This window comes from Pantoea sp. Ap-870 (assembly GCF_011752515.1).
In the GTDB taxonomy this organism is placed as follows: Bacteria; Pseudomonadota; Gammaproteobacteria; order Enterobacterales; family Enterobacteriaceae; genus Pantoea; species Pantoea dispersa.
The window spans coordinates 179,914-199,974 of sequence record NZ_VWXG01000008.1; the positions used below are offsets into that span (position 1 = coordinate 179,914).

Below are 20,061 nucleotides of genomic sequence, written 5' to 3' on the forward strand. Positions count from 1 at the left end.
ACATTATTTACTTTAGGGTATCAAGCAGCCAATCTTCAATATAATGAAAAGGAACTGGATATCGATAACAACGACATGCCATTAGTACTATTGGTGCTTTCCCTTTAATCACAGCTGACATATTTCTAAATGAATCTGCATTTTGACACTCTCGTGCAATAAATTTTTTTGCCAGATGTCCATTCATTGGGAAGTCTGTTGAGGCAGAGCCATGCGTATCTGAGTTCGAGTACATGTTCTGTTCACTGTGTTGATTTGGATACCAATATTGTAACGTGCTATGTGAGAGTTTTTCTTTAGAAAAATCTTCTAATTCTTTGCTTAAAGAATCCAACTCATACAGAGAGCAAAAAACCGCCAATAGCGGATATAAAACACTAGCTCCCGTAACTTTATTTTTATAAAGATTATCTTCCTTACCTAAGCTGCAATTTTCAAGCAGTTTTTCGTAAGAGTCATAGATAATTGGATACATATTATCGCTAATGAAAGAGAAAATACATCTATTAATAATTTCAGAGAGCCACCCTTGCACAAACCCATCGAAATCTGAGTTGTTTGAGAGTAGCGACAGAGCCAAACCAATATCAATTGCTTGCGAATCTTTTCGTGGTGACATCAGCGTCGGGTTATTATTAATCAATAGTCTAATCGATTTTGTTATTTCCTGAAGACGCAGACATAAAGTTACTTGTTCTTTGCTCTCACCATCGACTGGTGGATTTTCAGCATAACTCTTTGATAATGAATCTAAAACCCAGTGCCCTTTAATTGATAAGCGCCCTAACACGTCAAAAAGTTTAATATTTACATCAATAGAGCATGGAGATTGAACCGCATGAGACAGAGCATATTCATATTCAACATATGGAATTAAACAACGTTCAATATAGCAATCAGTGATTTGATGATAGGTATCTAAAATACTATCAAATGCTTGTGATGGCCTGTTTTTTCCTGTGTAGTAGTTTTTGACCTTATCCCAAGCCAACAGCAATGCTCGCTCAGATGAAAGATATGCTGCTTCTAAGTTCCCGCCATCACGACACCAAGAAAACAAGACCCATAAACAGACGTTAATACGTATTATCGACGATGCGACAGAATCTGGATCAGTTGCGTTTGAGAAAATCCTATTAATCAAAAGTAAGAAGTACTTGTTTGAGCTTTCGGGTTCTTCGAGTAGGGCCAAAGATTTCCTTAATAGAGCTTGGCTGGAGCTAGGTAACAATTCTTCTTTCAACAAATGCAGTTGAATAAGCTCTGATAACTTATCTCCATTCCATTCCTCAAAAGAAATATTATCTTGAGTATTTCTCCTCTCATATCCAGAGACCTCTTGCCTGATACCTGAATTAACATCCCCACCAAAGCATAAGCAAATAACTATTTTCTTATCTCTGTGTTCAGGTGGTAGACGACTGGGGATAAATGAATCCTGAATTTCATCTAACGAAGGTCTTAGAGCTTGATCTGCGTTTCCATTCCAAGTCTCACGAGTCAGGTTTCCAGATTTAACAGAGAACAAATAGACTTTTTTTTCCTCACCATTTACTTTACCTATAGCAGCTATATCCACTCCATATTCTTTAACTCCGCGAGTTGGTGAAATAAAAACATTCATCCCCATGCTGCTCAATAAATCAGGAAGCACAGCATCTAATTCCGCTCGTTCTTTAAGTGAGGCTAGGTACTGCTTAAGAATTAACTTCATTTTTTCATTTTCTCACAACGGCATGTCATCAAAAAATATTCTAGCGACACGGGATCTAAGACATTCAACCTTGGCATTTCAGTAGAATGAGAAAAACTATGCATTTGCATTTCTTGCCGTATGGAGTTGCCTTCATCTTGATGCATATAATAGACTGAACTATTTCCGTACAATAAGATATTGGTTTTTGCAATCATTTGTATAAAAGAAGACCTTGATGCTTCATCGTGAGCTTCTTGCATACCTTTTTCGACATTCCTCCAATAAGCATTTAAATTTTCGCTCGGAGCTTTCAATTCATTAACTTTAAAAACTTTTTCAATATTAGTATTGTAAGATTTATTTTTTTCTAGCAACCTCTCACATAGATTCTTTTGAACTCCTTTATCAATCAATGACTGAAGAAATTCACCAAGTTCTCCAGGATAACTTATAAGCAAAGGATAGTACAATATACCCTCAAGCTTTTTGATTGTGTCTGCTGAGGCAACTTCTAAGATGGAAATAATGAAACTTGCCGCCGCTACAGGTGTTGTAAATAACCATCCTATGACCTTATGACTTACAAATACTTGCTTCACGTCATTATCTAGCAGTGCCGTTTCTGCTTTTAACTCAACAACCTTCCCCGTGGAATCATGGAGTAAATTCATGATACTACGACAAAGCTGAACGTCCCCATCCAGAAGCCATTTTGTAATAATATGATTACGTAGTTCATGGTACTTAGTTATTAACTCGTTAGAAAAATAGTCCAGAGATTTAAATTTAATTCCTTTAACCAGAATTGATTCCAATAATTCTATAGCAAGGCAGGGCTCTTCTATTTCAACTAGCATAACTAATAAATGATCAATATTATCTATAAGATTTTTGTGCTCAGGGGATACGTTGGTTAGCTGCTTAACTATGAGGTGCAGAATGCTTTTCGGAAGACCGAACCTTTGAAAGGCGACATCAGCCGAGAGCATATAAAGATTGTCGATGGATATCTTCTCAAGAACAGTATTTAACAACGATTCTATCATCGGCCAGTAAGTGGGGAATTTTTTTCCGAAATGAAATATTGCCCTTAATATCGATGTACGACAACCATTATCATTCTCACTAATGGCATTGCTACTGATTAACGCCCAAAGATCATTAGCTTTTGTTTCATTGACATCAAGCCACCCCAACGTTAGATAGGCTTGGTTTCTGATAATTTCATTACTATTGAAAATTAAATCCTCTGTTGCTTGGATCGCTTCCAAAACAGAATCTGAGTTATAAGCGAGAATCGAGTTGGATAGAAATGGGGCATAGGCGTTCAATTCACTTTGAGCAAGGATAAATCTAATGCTTTCTCTAGGGCGCTGCACTCCCGCGCTACAGTAACGCTGAAATGCTGTATAGATTCCAGAGATAGCTGCATCCGCTCCAACCTGTTGTGTGAGATGAACCAAGCAATCTAAAACATCTTCAACTCTTGAATCTAGTTCAGGAAGCGTTTTTTCAAAGGCAATTAAAATAGTAAATAAATTTCTTCCACAGGAGTTTTTATCAACGTCTTTAACTATTTTGACGATATCAATTATATTAGAGTTATGTAGTTCAGTTAGCGCTGCTGCTAAGTATTTTTCTTTAGATTTTATTTCTTGAACATACAAATCGCTTATCAGAGCAAGCAGATCTCCTTCCGTTTCACATGCAGTTAGCAACCTAGCCCTTGTTTCCTCTAACGACATTTCCCTGACCTCACAAAACTGAAATTAATTAGTATGTACAATGTAAGAAAAGAAGAAATAGATCAAATGGTAATCGCACCATTTTAACGGTAGCCATAAGTAGAACCAGTTCATATGATGAGTGCGCTGTAAAATTAATCATTGACAACATTAGCGCCTTAAAACTTCATGTTAAGCATAGTGGCTCAGGTAACTTTCGTCATCTTGGCTAATGTGATCACCCTCAGTGCAGACTAGTGTACATCCCACTTAAAAACCATTCACCACCTAACGCAATGAATTTAATGCATAAAATCAAAAAGTGAACAGTGTGAACACTTTTCCCTGAAATCATTTTATTTTGGATTTAGTGCCGGGTATTCGTTAGCATTGCCCTGCCGTTACGGGGTATGAGATCCAATAATTGGTACACGTTAGGTACACGAAACAAAGTTGAATTAGATAAAAACGCATAAATACATGGGCTTGCGAGTTTATTCAGATTCCGCCAGCGCTTCACATATGGAGGCGATTCGCAAGTTGCGCATCCACTCACCGCAATCAGTTCAGCTTGGCCTGCTCTGCTTTTTTCGATCGAATCCCCAACCCACCGCTAAGTCAGTTGGCAATTCTGCATTTTCAATCCAAGGCTCATATCAACGAAGCGCCTAGAGATGCATCAATCATCCAGCCATCGCCCGGCTTCCGCAGAATCGATCAGGAGCTGAACAGTAAGTGGCTTATGCGCTTCGCTGAAATCATCTGGGAAGTATCGCTGAAAATTAATTGATTTGGGATCAATGCCAAACCTTTCAGAATACCTTTCAAGTAGCTCATAGGCATCAAGAGGATCCATACGAAAATCCTTATTCAAATCAGTAGAATGCTTTAAAGGATAACGTCGAAAGGTAAGAAGGCTTCTACCATTGTACTCGGCCAGAAGTGAATAAACTGCCTGCTCAATATCCTGCCTTACCATATCTTATCTTCCTCTGTGACAATGCGATTGTAACGTACCATAGACTGATAACCTATTTGCGCCACATCGCCCGCCAGGATCACCCAGCCAACCACAGGAATAGCTCGCCCTACAAACGTCGAAAGCTTTGATGTCATTATTCTTTTAACTTCAAAAGGATTTGCGGGATTTTGAATCCAGGTAGGTAAGCGGAAAGGGAGTCGAATATCCCTAAGCAGTTTCCTTGAATACTTTGAGGCATAACTTGTGCCGGGCGTAGCACTACCCAGCTTGCCTCTGACGGTGATAGTGTTCTGACCGCTATAAATTGCTGCTGCCGCCAGAACATCCTTCGCGCCAGTGAAATGTTCTGCGGTTACGTCTACCATAATCCAGAAGAATAATTCCCCAGCACTGAGATTTGTTAGTCCACCATAAAAGTACGTTCCATTTAGCTGTTCGGTGGTATCCATTACCTTCTCCTTTCGCTTTATACGAGTCAAATCTTAAACCCAGGGCCGGGCAATTACCATTCCTGTTTCATTCTATTCCTTACCTTCTTATGCTCTGCCGAATGTCAACTCAGCCAGCTTAGCTGAGGTAATCACATCTGATATTGAAGTACATCTTTCCTTCAGCATGCGTAAGTAACATCAGACATACTCAATAGCCGCAACACTGTAATCTTCACACCATTCCCTGATAGTTTTCTCGCCCCCCTATCAAAAACATTTCCTTCAAATCGCCGCAGCATTTACATCGCTGGCGCGAAGCACTGCCAGATCGGCCTGCTGACCGAATATCCCCCAGTTGGCTTCTTCGACTTCATGAATCACCACATAGACAGGAGCGACAGAGGTGCCTGACGGACGACGATCCAGAATTGCGGTTGCTCCCATAATCAGCCTCTTCTTTGCACCCTCATCCAGGCCACCTTTGATGACATATATCTGAAGGGACACAACCGGCAACCATGCGGGTTTGTCTCCCATAAAAACGGCATCAGAAGAGTATTCGGCAAAGTAGGTCCATACCGTACTACGAACCAGAGGGGAGTCTGGCAGCGCCTCGCAATCAAGTCCTAACTGCGTCAGATCTCTGGCAACCTGTTGACGCTCAGCCGCATCAAAGGTACCTGCTGGCGCATGAATGATCATTTTAGGCATCAAATACCTCTTATTGCATCAGGGAACAGGATGGATTCCGCACCGGGCGGAATCCATCATCGGGCAACTAAATTGACTGCCCACCGGAGACTTCAATACGCTGACCGGTGACCCAGCGGTTGTCCGGTCCCAGCAGGCTGGCAATCATCGGACCGATGTCATCAGGCAGGCCCACGCGACCCAGCGCGGTCATGCCAGCAAACGCCTGGTTGTAATCGGGGATGTCACGCACCGCGCCACCCAGGAAGTCGGTCTCAATCGCTCCCGGGGCCACGGTATTCACGGTGATGCCGCGGCTGCCCAGTTCTTTCGCCATATACACGGAGAGAATTTCAACGGCGCCCTTGGCAGCCGAATAGGCTGAGAAGCCCGGGAACGACACGCGGGTCAGCCCCGAAGAGAAGTTGACGATGCGTCCGCCATCGACCAGCAGCGGCAGCAGCGACTGCGTCAGAAAAAACACTCCTTTGACGTGTACGTTAAATAACGCGTCGAACTGCTCTTCCGTGGTTGCGCTAAAGTCGGCCATTTCCCCATGCCCGGCGTTGTTGATCAGATGGTCGAACGTTTCGCGTCCCCAGTCACCTTTCAGGATATTGCCCACGGCGGCGACGAAACCCGGGAAGGACGATACGTTACTGGTGTCCAGTTGCAGCGCAACTGCCTTACGGCCAAGCGCCTGAATTTCATTCACCACGGCATCCGCCGCCTCTTTACCATTACGATAAGTCACGATGACATCACCACCATGGCGGGCAATGCTCAGTGCGGTATTACGGCCAAGACCCCGGCTGGCGCCAGTAACAAGAGAAAGGGTTGTCATGAAATATCTCCTCAATAGTGGGAGAGTGATTCTAACAATCGACAAACTTCCAGGGTTGCCCAATAATTTTTAATTATTGCCTGATTATTTTTATATTTTTATTCGATGCCGTATTTACTAGAATGGTCGCATCTGAAATTTTTTATTAATTGCCTGATAATATGAAAAAGCGTGATCACTCGTATGAGGAACGCCCTGCAGGAGACAATGAATTTGACTCTGCCGGGAGGATGGCGGCTTTGCTGCAGGCGGCACGACACTACGCTGATGAACACCACAACGGAGCGGGCGTTGCTGCAACGCCAGTTGATGGGGTGTTCATTCTGCGCGAGACCGCGCCTACCGCGTTGCAATTCGCTATCACTAAACCGCTAATCGCAATGGTGCTGCAAGGCAGCAAACGCGTGACCATGGGCAGCGATCGTTTTGATTTTGGCGCGGGGGAATCCTTGCTGATCACCATGGACGTGCCAACCGTGAGTCAGGTTATCAGCGCCAGTGCCGACACCCCTTATTATTCTCTGGTCGTGGAACTGGATGCGGCGGTGATTAGTGAACTGATGGCAAACATGGTCGGGCTGGAGGCTGCCACGGATTTGCCCGTAAGCATTGATCAGATCGAAGAAGATGTGGCAGAAGCCGCTTTGCGTCTACTGAACATGCTCCGCAGACCGCGCGCGCTCGCCGTGCTGGGCAGCCAGTTGGTGCGGGAGTTACATTACTGGCTATTGTCAGGACGACACGGCAGCGCGCTGCGCACCCTCGGCAGCACTGACAGCCATGCCCGGCGGATTGCGCGGGCAGTCGCGATCATTCGGGCTAATTATGCGCTACCGCTGCGCATGAAAACCCTCGCTGATGCCGCCGGTATGAGCCTCTCGGTATTTCATACGCATTTCCGCCATGTCACCACGCTCACCCCGCTGCAATTCCAGAAACAACTGCGCCTGCTTGAAGCGCGGAGACTAATGCTGACGGAAGGGACAGCGATCGGTATTGCCGCTAATGCGGTGGGATATGAGAGCGTGACGCAGTTTACTCGTGAATACTCACGGCTGTTTGGTTCACCGCCAGCCCGGAATATTCGGGAAACCCGCGCACTCGAGCGTTCAGTCCTGTCCGGTGAGCCTGCGTGGCGCAGTTGATTTTTCGCACAATGCTGTGTCAACATTCACGGTTAACGACGTCTCAAACAGGCAATAAATTGTTCGAGTCTGTCGTTTCCGAAGAGGGGGTTACAAGAAGGATTTTTAAAAAATACTTCTAATATAGAGATTAACCAGCTTCACTTGGGTGAAGAGTCCTAATTTATTTTTCCTGGCCGTGTAAATGAAATGCACTACAGCAGAAATACCTATCATGCCAAAAAATAATCCTGCACCTTCTGTTTCACCGACAAAACAAAAAGCCGCCGTAAAAAGAATCAGAATATAAAGATAAATAACGACAACTGAAGACACATCATTTGACAAGATCGCGATGACTGAACGCAGGTTAATATCCGAGGTAATTTTCTTTGTAAAAACCGAATTTATCTCTTTATAACCGGCTCTGAAACTAAGTAACTCAGCCCTGTTAAAATCATTACCCCGAATTTTTGATTGAATCTTCTTCAACTTCTTGTTGGTTTTTTCATCCATAATTCTTACCTCCCTGGCCTGACTCAGATAGACATTATAATGATCTTGTCTGCATTATTTGAAGCTTTTGAGTCAATCAACCTACTGCTCAGGGCTTCGGTAATCTCAATCAAAGTCATGCCTGATCGGCTATGGCGAGATTCGAGCTGTCTTTTACGTCTTACTTCCAGTACCTGCACAAAAAATCGCACGACTTTTAGGCTTGCGCTGCTGCCCCGCCTTTTCTCTAGCCGACTATTGCATTTAGCACACATCGTTTCTTTATCCTCTGCGCTGCGCCAGCATTGCGCATGGCTGGCCCCTACGGCACACCGTTGCGCATTTATGCCAGAAACGCCCACAGAAACGGTACGATTCACTTACAGTTTATTCCTAATGCCCTGCGTTGCGCTCTGTGCCACTCTTAACTACGCTCATAACACTATGATGCTTAATGAGGGAATATATTATGAAAAAGACGATTATTGCGTTATCCGCCATTCTTCTGACTTCTACGGCGTTTGCCGCCACACACGCAACCGATGAAACCGTCGCTGACGCCAAAGCGGGCGCCAATACGGCGAAAGAGAAACTGCATCAGGCGCAGCATCAGGGTGAAGAGCAGCAGCTCAAAGCCAAACATGCTGCCGAAGGCAAAAGCGATAGCCTGACCAGCAAAGCGAGTGAAAACTCACAGAAAGCCTGGAACAGCACCAAAGAAGGTACTGAAAAAGGTTGGGACGCCACCAAAGAAGGCGCGCAGAAAGGCTGGAACAAAACCAAAGAAGGTGCCAGCGATCTGAAGAAGAAAGTCTCTGAGTAATTTCTTCTGATGTAGACAGCGATTGCTCTGCATTCATTTGAGTCGAAAACGCCTGGTGCACTGCATCAGGCGTTTTTACATCATAAGCATATTAATCCGCAGCGAACTTAGTTAAATTTCATTCGCAGGAGCTGCTCTCGCGGCATGGCAAATGGGATGGATTTGGCGCTGATGCAAATAGTTAATGATGTATCCTTGGTTGAGGTGCAACACGCAACGGACCGCGAACAGGCGAAATCAGAGGTATTAGTCAGCGGTAGTTCTACCGGCATAATCATCCCCGGAAAAATCCTTGAGGCAGCAGTCAAAGTCACTGATAACCGCTATGTGCTGTTTGTCACGGATGACGTGCTCTACGAGGAATCACTGACTATTGTGCTGATTGATTCCTCTCAGGGCATTCAGGAAATTGTCACTATTGGCAATGAGTATAACTCCGGCACATTTGAGCAATTGCATATCAGTGACCATTCACTTCAGTTTCGTTTTATCGGTGATTATATCTGGGGCCTGACACTGGAAGATTCACCGAAATTCCAGTTGCCATTTTTCAGCGATCCGAAAGGTGTCTCCCGCAGTAAAGCATTTACCCGATTCATGAACATCTCGGCTTTACCCGCGTGATAGACACGAACTCATTACCCCAGAAGGCCGCGATGCGGCCTTTTTTGTGCCTGCCAGCAACCGGATTGATACAAAACGCTGCGATCCCGCTCCTGGATTCGGGCAAATTCCTAATCAGTGATTGATTAATAAGCAGGCTGCGCGAATAGTAAGCGAACCGGCCATCGGGTGCCGGCACAAGGAGAAAGCACATGGGATATTACGTACTGAGAAAAAGTGATACAGCATTGTCACAGAAATACTGGTTTGTGCTTAAAGCCAGCAACGGCGAAACCATCGCCACCAGCGAGATGTACAGTTCCAAACAGGCGGCGGAAAACGGCATCCGCTCGGTGCAGCAGAACGGTGCGTCAACCACCATTCACGACGAGACCTGACCTCGCGCAGCCTGCGCAGTGATGCGCGAAGGTGGGTCATTGACCCTGCAAGCGGCGCAATGTTTTACGCGATCAATCGCGCCGCTAAGCATCTCCGGCAAGCGGGTACCACGCAGTACCACAGCCCCCCTAAAACGCCACCGGCGCTTTGCATCGGACGGCCTTTGCCCCTACACTTGCCGCATCGCCCTTAACCATTAATTAACTTTATGTCCGATACATTTCAACGCCAGCCGCTGCCCTTGCCGAATGGCCACAATAAAGTGCTGCTGCACTCCTGCTGCGCTCCCTGCTCGGGAGAAGTGATGGAAGCGATGCTGGCTTCCGGCATCGATTACACCATCTTCTTCTACAACCCGAACATCCATCCGCTGAAAGAGTACGAGCTGCGCAAAGAGGAGAACATCCGCTTTGCCGAGCAGTTTGGCGTGCCTTTCGTTGATGCCGATTACGACAAAGACAACTGGTTCGAGCGCGCGCGTGGCATGGAGTGGGAGCCGGAGCGCGGCGTGCGCTGCACTATGTGTTTCGACATGCGCTTCGAGCGCACCGCGCTATACGCGCATGAACACGGCTTCCCGGTGATCACCAGTTCACTCGGCATTTCGCGCTGGAAGAATATGCAGCAAATCAACGACTGCGGCGTACGCGCGGCGGCGCGCTATCCGGATATGCTGTACTGGGAGTTTAACTGGCGTAAAGGTGGCGGTTCGTCGCGCATGATTGAGATCAGCAAGCGCGAGCGCTTCTATCAGCAGGAGTATTGCGGCTGCATCTATTCGCTGCGCGATACCAACCGCCACCGCGTGGCGAGCGGACGCGAACGTATCGAAATCGGCGTGCAATACTATTCGCCGGATGAGTAAGAAAAAAACCTGCTGGCGCTAACCAGCAGGCTAAGCATTACCAGTTCAGCAACTGGCCGCGGTAATCCACGTAATGATGGCCGCCACGCCCGCTAAACTGCTGCAGCTGCGTGACCATGCCCTGCGCGCTCTCGGTGACGGTGATATCCGCGCCCTCGCCGCCCATATCCGTTTTTACCCAACCCGGATGCAGTGACAGCAGCGTGCTGCCCTGCGCGCGCATCTGCATCTCCAGCGAGCGGCTCAGCATATTCAGCGCCGCTTTGCTGGCCGAGTAGAACGGCATCGCTGCGTCACGGTTCTCGTTGAGGCTGGCGAGACGCGATGTGGTCAGGCCCAGCACGCTCTGTTTATCGCGCAGCAGCGGCAGCAGGCTCTCCGCCAGGCGCACCGGCGCCACCGCATTGGTCAAGAACAGCTCGCTGAGCTGCGCATCGTCCACGTCGCGCAGCTGCGGTGCCTGCGGACCGATAATCCCGGCGTTGATCAGGATACAGTCAAAAGGTGCGTCGCCGAGCTGCCGGACCAGCGCGTCACGCTGCGCGCCATCGGTGATATCCAGCGCCAGCCACTGCAGTTGCGGATGCTGAAACGAAACCGCCGTGGAACGGTAGGTGGCGGTCACCTCCCACCCCGCCTGCAGCAGTTGCTGCACCACCGCCAGGCCAATGCCTTTTGACGCCCCAATAATCAATGCTCGCTGTTGTTGGCTCATCTGTTCCTCGCTGGTTGGTGTGCCACGAAAAAGGGCAGGATACCCTGCCCTGTTGTCCTTACCGGAACACTAACGTTAGCACGACGATGACCACCATAATTATCAGCAGGTGGCACACCGTTTTATCCAGGTTGCGTTGTTTCATGACGCCTCCTGCACTCAGAACCACTGGCCAAAGCGCTTGATGTACAGCGTTTTCATGCCCTGCGCCACCAGGCAGTAGCCGAGCAGCGTGGCCAGCAGCCACGGGAAATAGCTCCATGGCAGCGGCACCAGGCCGACCATCGCGCCGAGCGGCGAGAACGGCAGCAGAATGCCGGCAATCATTACGCAGGCGGTGGTCAGCAGCACCGGCAGCGCCGCGCGGCTCTGGATAAACGGAATCTTGCGCGTGCGCAGCATGTGCACCACCAGCGTCTGCGACAGCAGCCCTTCAACAAACCAGCCGGACTGGAACAGTGACTGCATCGCTGGGGAATTCGCCGCGAACACGTACCACATCAGCGCAAAGGTGGTGATGTCAAAAATTGACGACGTTGGCCCAATCCACAGCATAAAGCGTTTGATGTTGCGCGCGTCCCATTTGCGTGGTTTGCGCAGGAACTCGCGATCCATTTTGTCCCACGGCAGCGCCAGCTGTGACAGATCGTACATCAGGTTCTGAATCAGCAGGTGAATCGCCAGCATCGGCAGGAACGGGATGAACGCGCTCGCCACCAGCACCGAGAACACATTGCCGAAGTTCGAACTGGCGGTCATGTTCAGGTACTTGATGATGTTGCCGAACGTCTCGCGCCCCTTCATCACGCCCTCTTCCAGCACCATTAAATCCTTTTCCAGCAGGATGATGTCTGAAGACTCTTTGGCGATGTCCGCCGCGCTGTCGACCGAGATCCCCACATCGGCGTCACGCAGCGCCGGCGCATCATTAATGCCGTCACCGAGAAAACCCACCGTATGGCCCTGCTGCTGCAGCGCACGCAGAATGCGTGACTTCTGCAGCGGCGTCAGTTTGGCAAACACCGAGCTGCGCGCCGCGGCCTGCGCCAGCTGCTCATCGCTCATCGCCGCAATCGCCTCGCCGGTGAGGATCTCGCCACAGTCGATGCCCACCTGCTGGCAGATGCGCGCCGTCACTACCGGATTATCGCCGGTCAGCACTTTGACCGTTACGCCGTTCTCGTTCAGTGCGGTAATCGCCTTCGCCGCACTCTCCTTCGGCGGATCGAGGAAGGTCAGCAGCCCTTCGATGGTCAGCCCCTGCTCATCCGCGACGCTGAGCGCCTGTTGCAGGCCCGGCTCCGCCAGCGCGCGGCTGGCCACCAGCAGCACGCGGAAGCCCTGCTGATTGTACTGATGCGCCAGCGCCAGCAGCTCCGCACGACGGGTTTCATTGAGCGGCTGAATCAGTTTGCCTTCGCGTTCGGCGCTGGCAATGCTCAGCATCTCCTCGACCGCGCCCTTACAGATCAGCATCTGCTGGTTGAGGCGGCGGTCACGCACCACCACTGAAACGCGCCGACGCACAAAATCAAACGGCAGCTCATCCACTTTGCTGTAGTAGTCGCTCATGTCCGCGCTGATGCGTCCTTTGCCGTAGCGCAGGATGGCGCGATCCATCAGGTTAGGCGTGCCGCTCTGGTAATGGCTGTTGAGCCAGCTCAGCATCAGGACGCGCGAGTTCTCTACCCCGGCACAATCGAGATGGTGCTCGAGGATAATGTTGTCCTGCGTCAGCGTGCCGGTTTTGTCGGTACACAGAATGTCCATGGCGCCGAGGTTCTGGATCGCGTTCAGGCGTTTGACGATCACTTTACGGCGCGACATGGCAATCGCCCCTTTGGCCAGATTCGAGCTGACAATCATCGGCAGCATTTCCGGCGTCAGTCCCACCGCCACCGCCAGCGCGAACAGCGAAGCATCCAGCCAGTCGCCTTTGGTCAGGCCGTTAATCAGCAGCACCACCGGCACCATCACCAGCATGAAACGAATCAGCAGCCAGCTGACGCTGTTGACGCCGCGATCGAAAGCGGTTTGTGTGCGGTTACCAACAATCGATTTCGCCAGGCTGCCGAAATAAGTTTCCCCGCCGGTCGCCACCACCACCGCTTTGGCGCTGCCGCTGGAGACGTTAGTGCCCATCAGACATACGCTGCCCAGTTCCAGCAGCGATGCATCTTTGTCGCTGGCGCTGGCCTGCTTGCTGGCCACGTGGCCGGTGACGTCATATTTCTCCACCGGCAGCGATTCGCCGGTCAGAATCGCCTGGCTGATAAACAGATCGCGTGAGTCGAGCAGCCGCACATCGGCGGGTACCAGATCGCCCGCCGAGAGATAGATGATGTCGCCGGGCACCAGGCTGGTGATGTCCACTTCCTGTTTCTGCGGTGCCTGCTGTACCGATTCCCGGCGCAGCACGGTGGCGGTGGTGCGCACCATCGATTTCAGCGCCTGTGCCGCTTTGTTGGTGCGAAACTCCTGCCAGAAGCGCAGCAAACCGCTGAGCGTTACCATCGTCACAATGATGATGACACCGGTCAGATCGGTCTCCTCGCCATGGCGCAGCGGCATCCAGTAGTCGGTGAAAAAGCTCACCAGCGCCAGCGCCAGCAGCACATAAATGAACGGATTATTGAAAGCCTGGATCAGCTGCACCAGCGCCGGTGGCGCTTTATCATGCTCCACCTGATTGCGACCATAAATCTGCAGCCGCGCTTCCGCTTCGCGTTCGACCAGCCCCAGCGCATCGCTGCGCAGGCGCAGCAGCGTTTCGTCGGCGGTAAAAGCGGCTTCGTCTTCAATCAGATAGCGTGCGGTTTTCTGACGTGCCGGACGCACGGTGTTCCAGGCTTTTTTTTCCTGGTTGAGTTTCATGTCAGTCATGATGACACTCCTCGTTTATTTTTTTACGGCAATAACGATCCCTGCGCGCCAGGCGCACAAGTCGAAAACATTAATTGTCACGGCGTGACCGGATTAAATTAAAAATAACCTGTCGGGAATTTCCATATTACCTCCCGGAAATAATGGGCGAAGAAAGTCGCTCGCTGAATAACGAGTGAAATAACATAATCCTGGATAACGCTGCGCGCAGCAGCAGCCTGAAGCGGCTTAACGCGCAGGGAAGCTCAGCACGCTGAAGATCAGCGCGCGCATCGAGGCGGAGGAAAAAGTGCGTTTAAAATCATGTGCATGATGCTATTCCCACGGGCATCAGCCCGCAATGGTGTCATTATCAGGGAACAATCATCAGAAACAGGTGAGGATTGCTGCCCGCCATGTTGGCAAGCAGCGACAAAAGAATTCGCGCGTCAGCTTGCCTTGTATTGCCATCGATAAGGGTGACTGTCCAACTGAATTCTCCTGTGTGAAGTTGCGGCTATTATAGGAGGGCGAAAAGCGAAGTAAAGTTAATTATCCTGGGGTTCAGGTTGATTTAATTTTCGTTGCGATTTGGTTGATAAAGCGTGCGGATATAAGGTGCGCCAGATTAATCCGATCGCGTTACGCCCTCTTGCTTATAACTGAAGCGCACCGCTTAGAACCTTACGGCATATGCATAGCCATAAATTGACTATTCTTCACTGTAGCGCTCTCGTAAACTCGCGTTACTTTTTTAAGGCAAGGAAACAACATGAAAAAAATTATTCCCTCACTGCTGGCGCTGTCGCTGGTAGCCGCCTTCTCCGCGCAGGCCGCCACGCCAAAAGATACGCTGGTGATTGCGCAGTCTACGGATGATGCGGACAGCTTTGATCCGGCCCAGGGCTTTGAACTTACCACGGTGCAAGCGTTCACTAACATTTATCAGCGCCTGGTGCAGTCCGATCCGGCCAATCCAACCGATCTTAAGCCAACGCTGGCCACGTCGTGGCAACCGGGCAGCGATAACCGCAGCCTGACGTTTGCGCTGCGCAAAGACGCCAAGTTCGCCAGCGGTAACCCGCTGCGTCCGGAAGATGTCATTTTCTCGCTGGGGCGCGTGGTGAAACTCAACCTCGATCCGTCCTTTATTCTGACCCAGCTCGGCTGGAACAAAGACAACGTCGACAGCTTCCTGAAAAAGGTCGATGAAGACCACGTACAGATTAGCTGGAGCGCCAACGTCAGCCCGGCCTATGTGCTGAGCCTGCTGTCCGCGCCGGTCTCCTCGATCGTTGATGAAAAAACCGCGCAGGCCAACGCCAAAAACGGTGATTTCGGCCATGCGTGGCTCGGCACCCACTCGGCCGGCAGCGGCCCGTTCCAGATTCGCAAAGTGGTGCTGCATGAAGCGATACTGCTCAGCGCCAACCCGACCTCACCGGCCGGTGCACCGAAGCTGAAAAACATTCTGATTAAAAACGTGCCGGAGCCGGCAGCGCGCCGTCTGCTGCTGGAACAGGGCGATGTCGATATCGCGCGTAACCTCGGTGCTGACCAGATCGCTGCGCTGAAGGGCAAAGCCGGCGTGAAGACCGAAGCGATTCCGATGGCGTCGCTCTACTACATTCAGTTCAACGTCGGTGCCAATCCGGTACTGAAGAACCCGGCGCTGTGGGAAGCAGCACGCTACCTGTTCGACTATAAAGGTATCGCGAATGACTTGCTGAAAGGCCAGTTTGAAGTGCACCAGACCTTCCTGCCGAAGGGTTTCCTCGGTGCGCTGAACGACACGCCTTACAGCTACGATCCGGAGAAAGCCAAAGCGATTCTGCAGAAGGCCGGCCTGACCAACGTCAGCTTTAAGCTCTCCACCAGCAATCAGCCGCCGTACCTTGATATCGCGCAGGCACTGCAGGGCAGCTTCGCCAAAGGCGGTGTGAAGGTGGAAGTGCAGCCGGGCTTAAGCTCTGAAGTGTCTACCCGCGTGAAGGCGCATCAGTATGAAGCTACGCTCAACGCCTGGGGCGCGGATTACTTCGACCCGAACACCAACGCCGCCTCCTTCGCTTACAACCCGGAAGATGGCAGCAAAACCATTGCTTACCGTTCAGACTGGCACATCCCGGAGCTGAGCAAACAGACGCTGGCGGCGACGGCCGAAGCCGACAGCAACAAGCGCGTTGCGCTTTATCAGGCGATGCAGCGCGAAGTGCTGAAGAACTCGCCGTACGTGATTGGCCTGCAGGCGCGTAACCTGATTGCGCTGCGCGACAATCTGCAGGGCTATGTGCAGGGGATCAACCCGGACATGGTGTATTACGCGCAGGTTTCGAAGTAATGGCAGCGTCAGCGTCATCGGCCGGGTTCGCCCGGCCACTCTGGCAGCGCTTCAGCCGCCTCGTCACCAGCCTGCTGTCGCTGCTGGTGACGCTGGTGGGTTTGTTAGCGTTTACTTTCATGCTGTCGCACCTGTCGCCAGTCGACCCGGTGCAGCAAATCGCCGGCGATCACGCCAGCGAAGCCACCTATGCTCAGGTGCGTCACGACCTTGGGCTGGATCAGCCGGTACTGGTACAGTTCTGGCGCTATATCAGCCATCTGGCGCAGGGCAATCTCGGCCTGTCGCATCTCACCAATCAGCCGGTCAGCGCCGACCTGATGCGCACCTTCCCCGCCACGCTTGAGCTGGCGACCTGTTCGATGATTTTCGCTGCGGTGTTCGGCGTGACGCTCGCGCTGCTGGCGGCGTGGAAACCGGGCAGCGTCATCGATAACGTGGCGCGCTTTATCTCGCTGCTGGGCTACTCGGTGCCGGTGTTCTGGCTCGGCCTGCTGGGCCTGCTGCTGTTCTACGCCGTGCTGCACTGGTCCGCTGGTCCGGGCCAGCTGGATGATATCTGGATTTATACCCTTGAACCAAAGACCGGCTTTGTACTGATTGATAGCTGGCTCTCCGGCGATGCGGAAATGTTTCGCAACGCAATTGCGCATCTGTGGTTGCCGGTGGTGATTCTCGGCCTGCTGGCGATGGCAGGCATTACGCGCCTGCTGCGCGCGGCGCTGCTGGAAGAGAGCAGCAAAGAGTATGTGGTGCTGGCGCGCGCGAAAGGCGCTGGCCGGGCGCGCATTCTGCTGCGTCATATTTTCCCCAACGTGCTGGGCACGCTGATCACCGTGATCGCCCTCTCCTACGCCACGCTGCTGGAAGGATCCGTGCTGACGGAAACCGTATTCGCCTGGCCGGGCGTCGGTCGCTATATGACCAACGCGCTGTTTTCCGCGGATGTTCCGGCGATTCTCGGCGCTACGTTGCTGATTGGCAGCTGCTTTATCCTGCTCAATGCCGTGGCCGACGCCCTCACCTGGTTAACCGATCCGAGAACCCGATGACTCAACAACTTCATGAACTGGAAACCGTGCGTCCGCGCCGGCGCCGGGCGCGTATCACTTCGCTGACCATCGGCCTGACGCTGGTGATCGTGCTGGTGGCCATGGCGCTGCTGGCGCCGCTGCTGGCGCCGTTTGATCCTAACGCGCAGGTGATTGAACAGCGTCTGCTGGCGCCGTCGGCGCTGCACTGGTTCGGCACCGACGGCTTCGGCCGCGATTTATTGTCGCGCGTGATCTACGGCGCACGTCCGACGCTGCTGCTGGTGTCGCTAATTCTGGTGCTGACCATCCCGGTTGGCCTGTTAGTCGGTATCACTGCCGGCTACGTCGGCGGCTGGACCGAACGCGTGCTGATGCGCATCACCGATATTTTCCTGTCGCTGCCCAACCTGGTGATTGCGCTGGCGCTGGTGGCGATGCTGGGTCCGGGCCTGATGAACGGCGCACTGGCGCTGGCGCTCACCAGCTGGCCGCCGTTTGCCCGGCAGGCACGCGCGGAAACCCTGGCATTGCGCCGCAGCGATTACCTCGCCGCCGCGCGCATGCAGGGTATTACTGGCCTGCGCCTGATGTTTGGCCACATTCTGCCGCTCTGCCTGCCGACCGCCGTGGTGCGTGCCGCGCTGAGCCTCGGCGGGATTATTCTTTCTGCCGCCGGGCTGGGCTTCCTCGGTATGGGCGTGCAGCCGCCAACCGCCGAATGGGGCTCGATGGTAGCAGAAGGCAGTAAAGTGATTTTCGACCAATGGTGGGTGGCGGCAGCACCCGGCGCAGCCATTCTGTTCGCCAGCCTGGCGTTTAACCTGACAGGCGACGGCCTGCGTGACCGACTGGATACCCGCCATGCCAAATGATCTGTTAATTGATGCGCAGGGGCTGACGATCCGCAGCCACGACGCGCTGCTGGTGGATAACATCAGCTTTACCCTTGGCCGCGAACGCGTGGCGCTGGTCGGTGAATCCGGCTCGGGCAAATCCCTGACCGCGCGTGCGCTGATGGGCCTGCTGTCGCCCGCGCTGCAGCTGCAGGCTGACCGGCTGCAGGTGGCGGGCGCAGACGCCCTGCACCTGCGCGAGCGCGACTGGATTGGCCTGCGCGGCGGCAAAGTGGCGATGGTCATGCAGGATCCGAAATACGCGCTCAACCCGACGCGCACCATTGGCTGGCAGGTTGAAGAGCCGCTGGTGCTGCACCGCAAGCTGAGCCGCGCCGAGCGCAAAGAGAAAGTGTGCGAGATGCTGGACGCGGTGGGCCTGCCCGAGCCGCGCCAGCTGATGAAGCGCTATCCACATCAGCTCTCCGGCGGCATGGGCCAGCGCGTGATGCTGGCGATCGCGCTGATTACCGATCCCGATCTGCTGATTGCCGATGAGCCAACCTCGGCGCTCGATCACGCCATGCGCGATCAGGTGCTGGCGCTGATTCGTCGCCTGGTGGAGCAGCGCAACATGGGCCTGCTGCTGATCAGTCACGATCTGCAACAGGTCTCCGAGCACTGTCAGCGGGTGATGGTGATGTATAAAGGCCGCCTGCTGGACACCCTGCCGGCGGCGCAGCTGTCGGACGCCAGCCATCCTTATACCCGCACGCTGTGGGCCTGCCGTCCGGGTAAAGCGACGCATGGCGAACGCCTGCCGGTGCTGGATCGCGCGGCGCTGGAGAAGATGCATGATTGAATTAGCCAACCTGAGCGTCTCGCACAAACAGGGTTATGAACTGCGCACCGTGGTGCACGATGTGAACCTGCAGGTGGCGGCCGGCGAGTGTTTCGGTCTGGTGGGGCCTTCCGGCTGCGGTAAATCGTCGCTGCTGTGGGTGATGGCCGGACTGAATCCGCACTGGCGCGGCCAGATGACGCTGGCGAATACCGCCGTGCAGCCGGGCAAACCCTTTACCGGCCAGCTGCGGCGCGATGTGCAGATGGTGTTTCAGGATCCCTACGCTTCGCTGCATCCGCGCCACCGGCTGCGCCGCACGCTGGCGGAACCGCTTAAGCTGCTGCGACGCGATAACATCGACGATCGCATCAACGCGGGCTTCCGCCATGTCGGTCTGGATCCGGCGCTGGCGGATCGCTATCCGCATCAGCTGTCCGGCGGACAGCGTCAGCGCGTGGCCATCGTGCGCGCCCTGCTGCTGGAGCCTAAGATCCTGCTGCTGGATGAGCCGACGTCGGCGCTGGATATGTCTGTGCAGGCCGAGATCCTGAATCTGCTTAACGATCTCAAACAGAATGATGGCCTGACGATGGTGCTGGTCAGCCACGATCCTGACGTGATCGATCATATGTGCGATCGCGCCGCGCGCATGGCGCAGGGCCGGATTGTTAGTTAGCATGACATGAGCGCAACGCGGCGCGCTTTATCCCGAAGGTAGATTGCGCCGCTGCCCAACAGCCATTCAGTCATCTAAAG

At 52.4% G+C, this 20,061-nt stretch carries 19 protein-coding genes; 10 read left to right on the forward strand and 9 right to left on the reverse strand.

Features of this window, described 5'->3' with window-relative positions; translation table 11 throughout:
- Positions 1 to 7: 7 nt before the first annotated feature.
- The 6 genes from F3J41_RS18655 to F3J41_RS18680 form a co-directional block, all read right to left on the reverse strand.
- Entirely contained in the window at positions 8 to 1,714 is a 1,707-nt protein-coding gene (locus F3J41_RS18655; protein WP_166712020.1) for a hypothetical protein, read from the reverse strand.
- Positions 1,711 to 3,441, reverse strand: a complete 1,731-nt coding sequence (locus F3J41_RS18660) for a hypothetical protein (RefSeq protein ID WP_166712022.1) — start codon at positions 3,439 to 3,441, stop codon at positions 1,711 to 1,713. The genes F3J41_RS18655 and F3J41_RS18660 overlap by 4 nt, the downstream gene beginning before the upstream one ends.
- A 658-nt stretch (positions 3,442 to 4,099) precedes the next feature.
- A complete protein-coding gene (locus tag F3J41_RS18665; protein WP_166712024.1) occupies positions 4,100 to 4,399 on the reverse strand; it encodes a DUF1493 family protein in 300 nt (99 codons plus the stop codon).
- Positions 4,393 to 4,851 (reverse strand): STM2901 family protein, encoded by a 459-nt coding sequence (locus F3J41_RS18670; protein WP_021506492.1) that lies wholly within the window; start codon positions 4,849 to 4,851, stop codon positions 4,393 to 4,395. The genes F3J41_RS18665 and F3J41_RS18670 overlap by 7 nt, the downstream gene beginning before the upstream one ends.
- Before the next feature lie 264 nt (positions 4,852 to 5,115).
- Positions 5,116 to 5,544: a tautomerase family protein gene (locus F3J41_RS18675; RefSeq protein ID WP_166712026.1), complete on the reverse strand. Its 429-nt coding sequence runs from the start codon at positions 5,542 to 5,544 to the stop codon at positions 5,116 to 5,118.
- Positions 5,545 to 5,611: 67 nt separating this feature from the next.
- A complete protein-coding gene (locus F3J41_RS18680; RefSeq protein ID WP_058770882.1) occupies positions 5,612 to 6,367 on the reverse strand; it encodes an SDR family NAD(P)-dependent oxidoreductase in 756 nt (251 codons plus the stop codon).
- Between the two features lie 230 nt (positions 6,368 to 6,597).
- Here F3J41_RS18680 and F3J41_RS18685 point away from each other — a divergent pair, with 230 nt between their 5' ends.
- Entirely contained in the window at positions 6,598 to 7,512 is a 915-nt protein-coding gene (locus F3J41_RS18685; RefSeq protein ID WP_166712059.1) for an AraC family transcriptional regulator, read from the forward strand.
- Positions 7,513 to 7,617: 105 nt separating this feature from the next.
- On the opposite strand, the gene F3J41_RS18690 is transcribed toward F3J41_RS18685, so the two are convergent.
- Positions 7,618 to 8,007, reverse strand: a complete 390-nt coding sequence (locus tag F3J41_RS18690) for a hypothetical protein (protein WP_104094052.1) — start codon at positions 8,005 to 8,007, stop codon at positions 7,618 to 7,620.
- 448 nt (positions 8,008 to 8,455) lie between these two features.
- Between F3J41_RS18690 and F3J41_RS18695 the strand changes: the two genes are divergently transcribed.
- From F3J41_RS18695 to F3J41_RS18710, 4 genes are all read left to right on the forward strand, one after another.
- Positions 8,456 to 8,809 carry a hypothetical protein gene (locus F3J41_RS18695; protein WP_021506488.1) on the forward strand — a complete coding sequence of 118 codons (354 nt, stop codon included), beginning with the start codon at positions 8,456 to 8,458 and terminating at the stop codon, positions 8,807 to 8,809.
- Positions 8,810 to 8,953: 144 nt separating this feature from the next.
- Positions 8,954 to 9,433: a hypothetical protein gene (locus F3J41_RS18700; protein ID WP_247656307.1), complete on the forward strand. Its 480-nt coding sequence runs from the start codon at positions 8,954 to 8,956 to the stop codon at positions 9,431 to 9,433.
- 191 nt (positions 9,434 to 9,624) lie between these two features.
- Complete coding sequence (locus F3J41_RS18705; protein ID WP_021506487.1) at positions 9,625 to 9,810, forward strand: YegP family protein; 186 nt, start codon at positions 9,625 to 9,627, stop codon at positions 9,808 to 9,810.
- Between the two features lie 209 nt (positions 9,811 to 10,019).
- Positions 10,020 to 10,676 (forward strand): epoxyqueuosine reductase QueH, encoded by a 657-nt coding sequence (locus tag F3J41_RS18710; protein ID WP_031279356.1) that lies wholly within the window; start codon positions 10,020 to 10,022, stop codon positions 10,674 to 10,676.
- Positions 10,677 to 10,713: 37 nt separating this feature from the next.
- Here F3J41_RS18710 and F3J41_RS18715 read toward each other — a convergent pair whose 3' ends face one another.
- Both F3J41_RS18715 and mgtA read right to left on the reverse strand, forming a co-directional pair.
- A complete protein-coding gene (locus F3J41_RS18715) occupies positions 10,714 to 11,391 on the reverse strand; it encodes an SDR family oxidoreductase (RefSeq protein ID WP_166712028.1) in 678 nt (225 codons plus the stop codon).
- Between the two features lie 159 nt (positions 11,392 to 11,550).
- Complete coding sequence (gene mgtA, locus F3J41_RS18720) at positions 11,551 to 14,274, reverse strand: magnesium-translocating P-type ATPase (RefSeq protein WP_166712030.1); 2,724 nt, start codon at positions 14,272 to 14,274, stop codon at positions 11,551 to 11,553.
- Between the two features lie 751 nt (positions 14,275 to 15,025).
- On the opposite strand from mgtA, the gene F3J41_RS18725 reads away from it, so the two are divergent.
- The 5 genes from F3J41_RS18725 to F3J41_RS18745 are packed head-to-tail and all read left to right on the forward strand — an operon-like array spanning position 15,026 to position 19,981.
- The gene (locus F3J41_RS18725) at positions 15,026 to 16,594 is read left to right on the forward strand and encodes an ABC transporter substrate-binding protein (protein WP_058776471.1); all 1,569 of its coding nucleotides are present in this window, start codon (positions 15,026 to 15,028) and stop codon (positions 16,592 to 16,594) included.
- Positions 16,594 to 17,646, forward strand: coding sequence for an ABC transporter permease (locus F3J41_RS18730; protein ID WP_021506482.1), 1,053 nt, complete (start codon positions 16,594 to 16,596; stop codon positions 17,644 to 17,646). Before F3J41_RS18725 ends, F3J41_RS18730 begins: the two co-directional genes overlap by 1 nt.
- Positions 17,643 to 18,500, forward strand: a complete 858-nt coding sequence (locus F3J41_RS18735) for an ABC transporter permease (protein ID WP_031279350.1) — start codon at positions 17,643 to 17,645, stop codon at positions 18,498 to 18,500. Before F3J41_RS18730 ends, F3J41_RS18735 begins: the two co-directional genes overlap by 4 nt.
- On the forward strand, positions 18,490 to 19,323 hold the full coding sequence (locus tag F3J41_RS18740) for an ABC transporter ATP-binding protein (RefSeq protein ID WP_088515750.1): 834 nt from the start codon (positions 18,490 to 18,492) through the stop codon (positions 19,321 to 19,323). The genes F3J41_RS18735 and F3J41_RS18740 overlap by 11 nt, the downstream gene beginning before the upstream one ends.
- On the forward strand, positions 19,316 to 19,981 hold the full coding sequence (locus tag F3J41_RS18745) for an ABC transporter ATP-binding protein (protein WP_166712032.1): 666 nt from the start codon (positions 19,316 to 19,318) through the stop codon (positions 19,979 to 19,981). Before F3J41_RS18740 ends, F3J41_RS18745 begins: the two co-directional genes overlap by 8 nt.
- The last annotated feature ends 80 nt before the right edge of the window (positions 19,982 to 20,061 follow it).

Coding starts and splice junctions, on each gene's coding strand:
- F3J41_RS18655 (WP_166712020.1), bottom strand. CDS start 1,714: ATGAAGTTAATTCTTAAGCAGTACCTAGCCTCACTTAAAGAACGAGCG.
- F3J41_RS18660 (WP_166712022.1), bottom strand. CDS start 3,441: ATGTCGTTAGAGGAAACAAGGGCTAGGTTGCTAACTGCATGTGAAACG.
- F3J41_RS18665 (WP_166712024.1), bottom strand. CDS start 4,399: ATGGTAAGGCAGGATATTGAGCAGGCAGTTTATTCACTTCTGGCCGAG.
- F3J41_RS18670 (WP_021506492.1), bottom strand. CDS start 4,851: ATGGATACCACCGAACAGCTAAATGGAACGTACTTTTATGGTGGACTA.
- F3J41_RS18675 (WP_166712026.1), bottom strand. CDS start 5,544: ATGCCTAAAATGATCATTCATGCGCCAGCAGGTACCTTTGATGCGGCT.
- F3J41_RS18680 (WP_058770882.1), bottom strand. CDS start 6,367: ATGACAACCCTTTCTCTTGTTACTGGCGCCAGCCGGGGTCTTGGCCGT.
- F3J41_RS18685 (WP_166712059.1), top strand. CDS start 6,598: ATGGCGGCTTTGCTGCAGGCGGCACGACACTACGCTGATGAACACCAC.
- F3J41_RS18690 (WP_104094052.1), bottom strand. CDS start 8,007: ATGGATGAAAAAACCAACAAGAAGTTGAAGAAGATTCAATCAAAAATT.
- F3J41_RS18695 (WP_021506488.1), top strand. CDS start 8,456: ATGAAAAAGACGATTATTGCGTTATCCGCCATTCTTCTGACTTCTACG.
- F3J41_RS18700 (WP_247656307.1), top strand. CDS start 8,954: ATGGCAAATGGGATGGATTTGGCGCTGATGCAAATAGTTAATGATGTA.
- F3J41_RS18705 (WP_021506487.1), top strand. CDS start 9,625: ATGGGATATTACGTACTGAGAAAAAGTGATACAGCATTGTCACAGAAA.
- F3J41_RS18710 (WP_031279356.1), top strand. CDS start 10,020: ATGTCCGATACATTTCAACGCCAGCCGCTGCCCTTGCCGAATGGCCAC.
- F3J41_RS18715 (WP_166712028.1), bottom strand. CDS start 11,391: ATGAGCCAACAACAGCGAGCATTGATTATTGGGGCGTCAAAAGGCATT.
- mgtA (WP_166712030.1), bottom strand. CDS start 14,274: ATGACTGACATGAAACTCAACCAGGAAAAAAAAGCCTGGAACACCGTG.
- F3J41_RS18725 (WP_058776471.1), top strand. CDS start 15,026: ATGAAAAAAATTATTCCCTCACTGCTGGCGCTGTCGCTGGTAGCCGCC.
- F3J41_RS18730 (WP_021506482.1), top strand. CDS start 16,594: ATGGCAGCGTCAGCGTCATCGGCCGGGTTCGCCCGGCCACTCTGGCAG.
- F3J41_RS18735 (WP_031279350.1), top strand. CDS start 17,643: ATGACTCAACAACTTCATGAACTGGAAACCGTGCGTCCGCGCCGGCGC.
- F3J41_RS18740 (WP_088515750.1), top strand. CDS start 18,490: ATGCCAAATGATCTGTTAATTGATGCGCAGGGGCTGACGATCCGCAGC.
- F3J41_RS18745 (WP_166712032.1), top strand. CDS start 19,316: ATGATTGAATTAGCCAACCTGAGCGTCTCGCACAAACAGGGTTATGAA.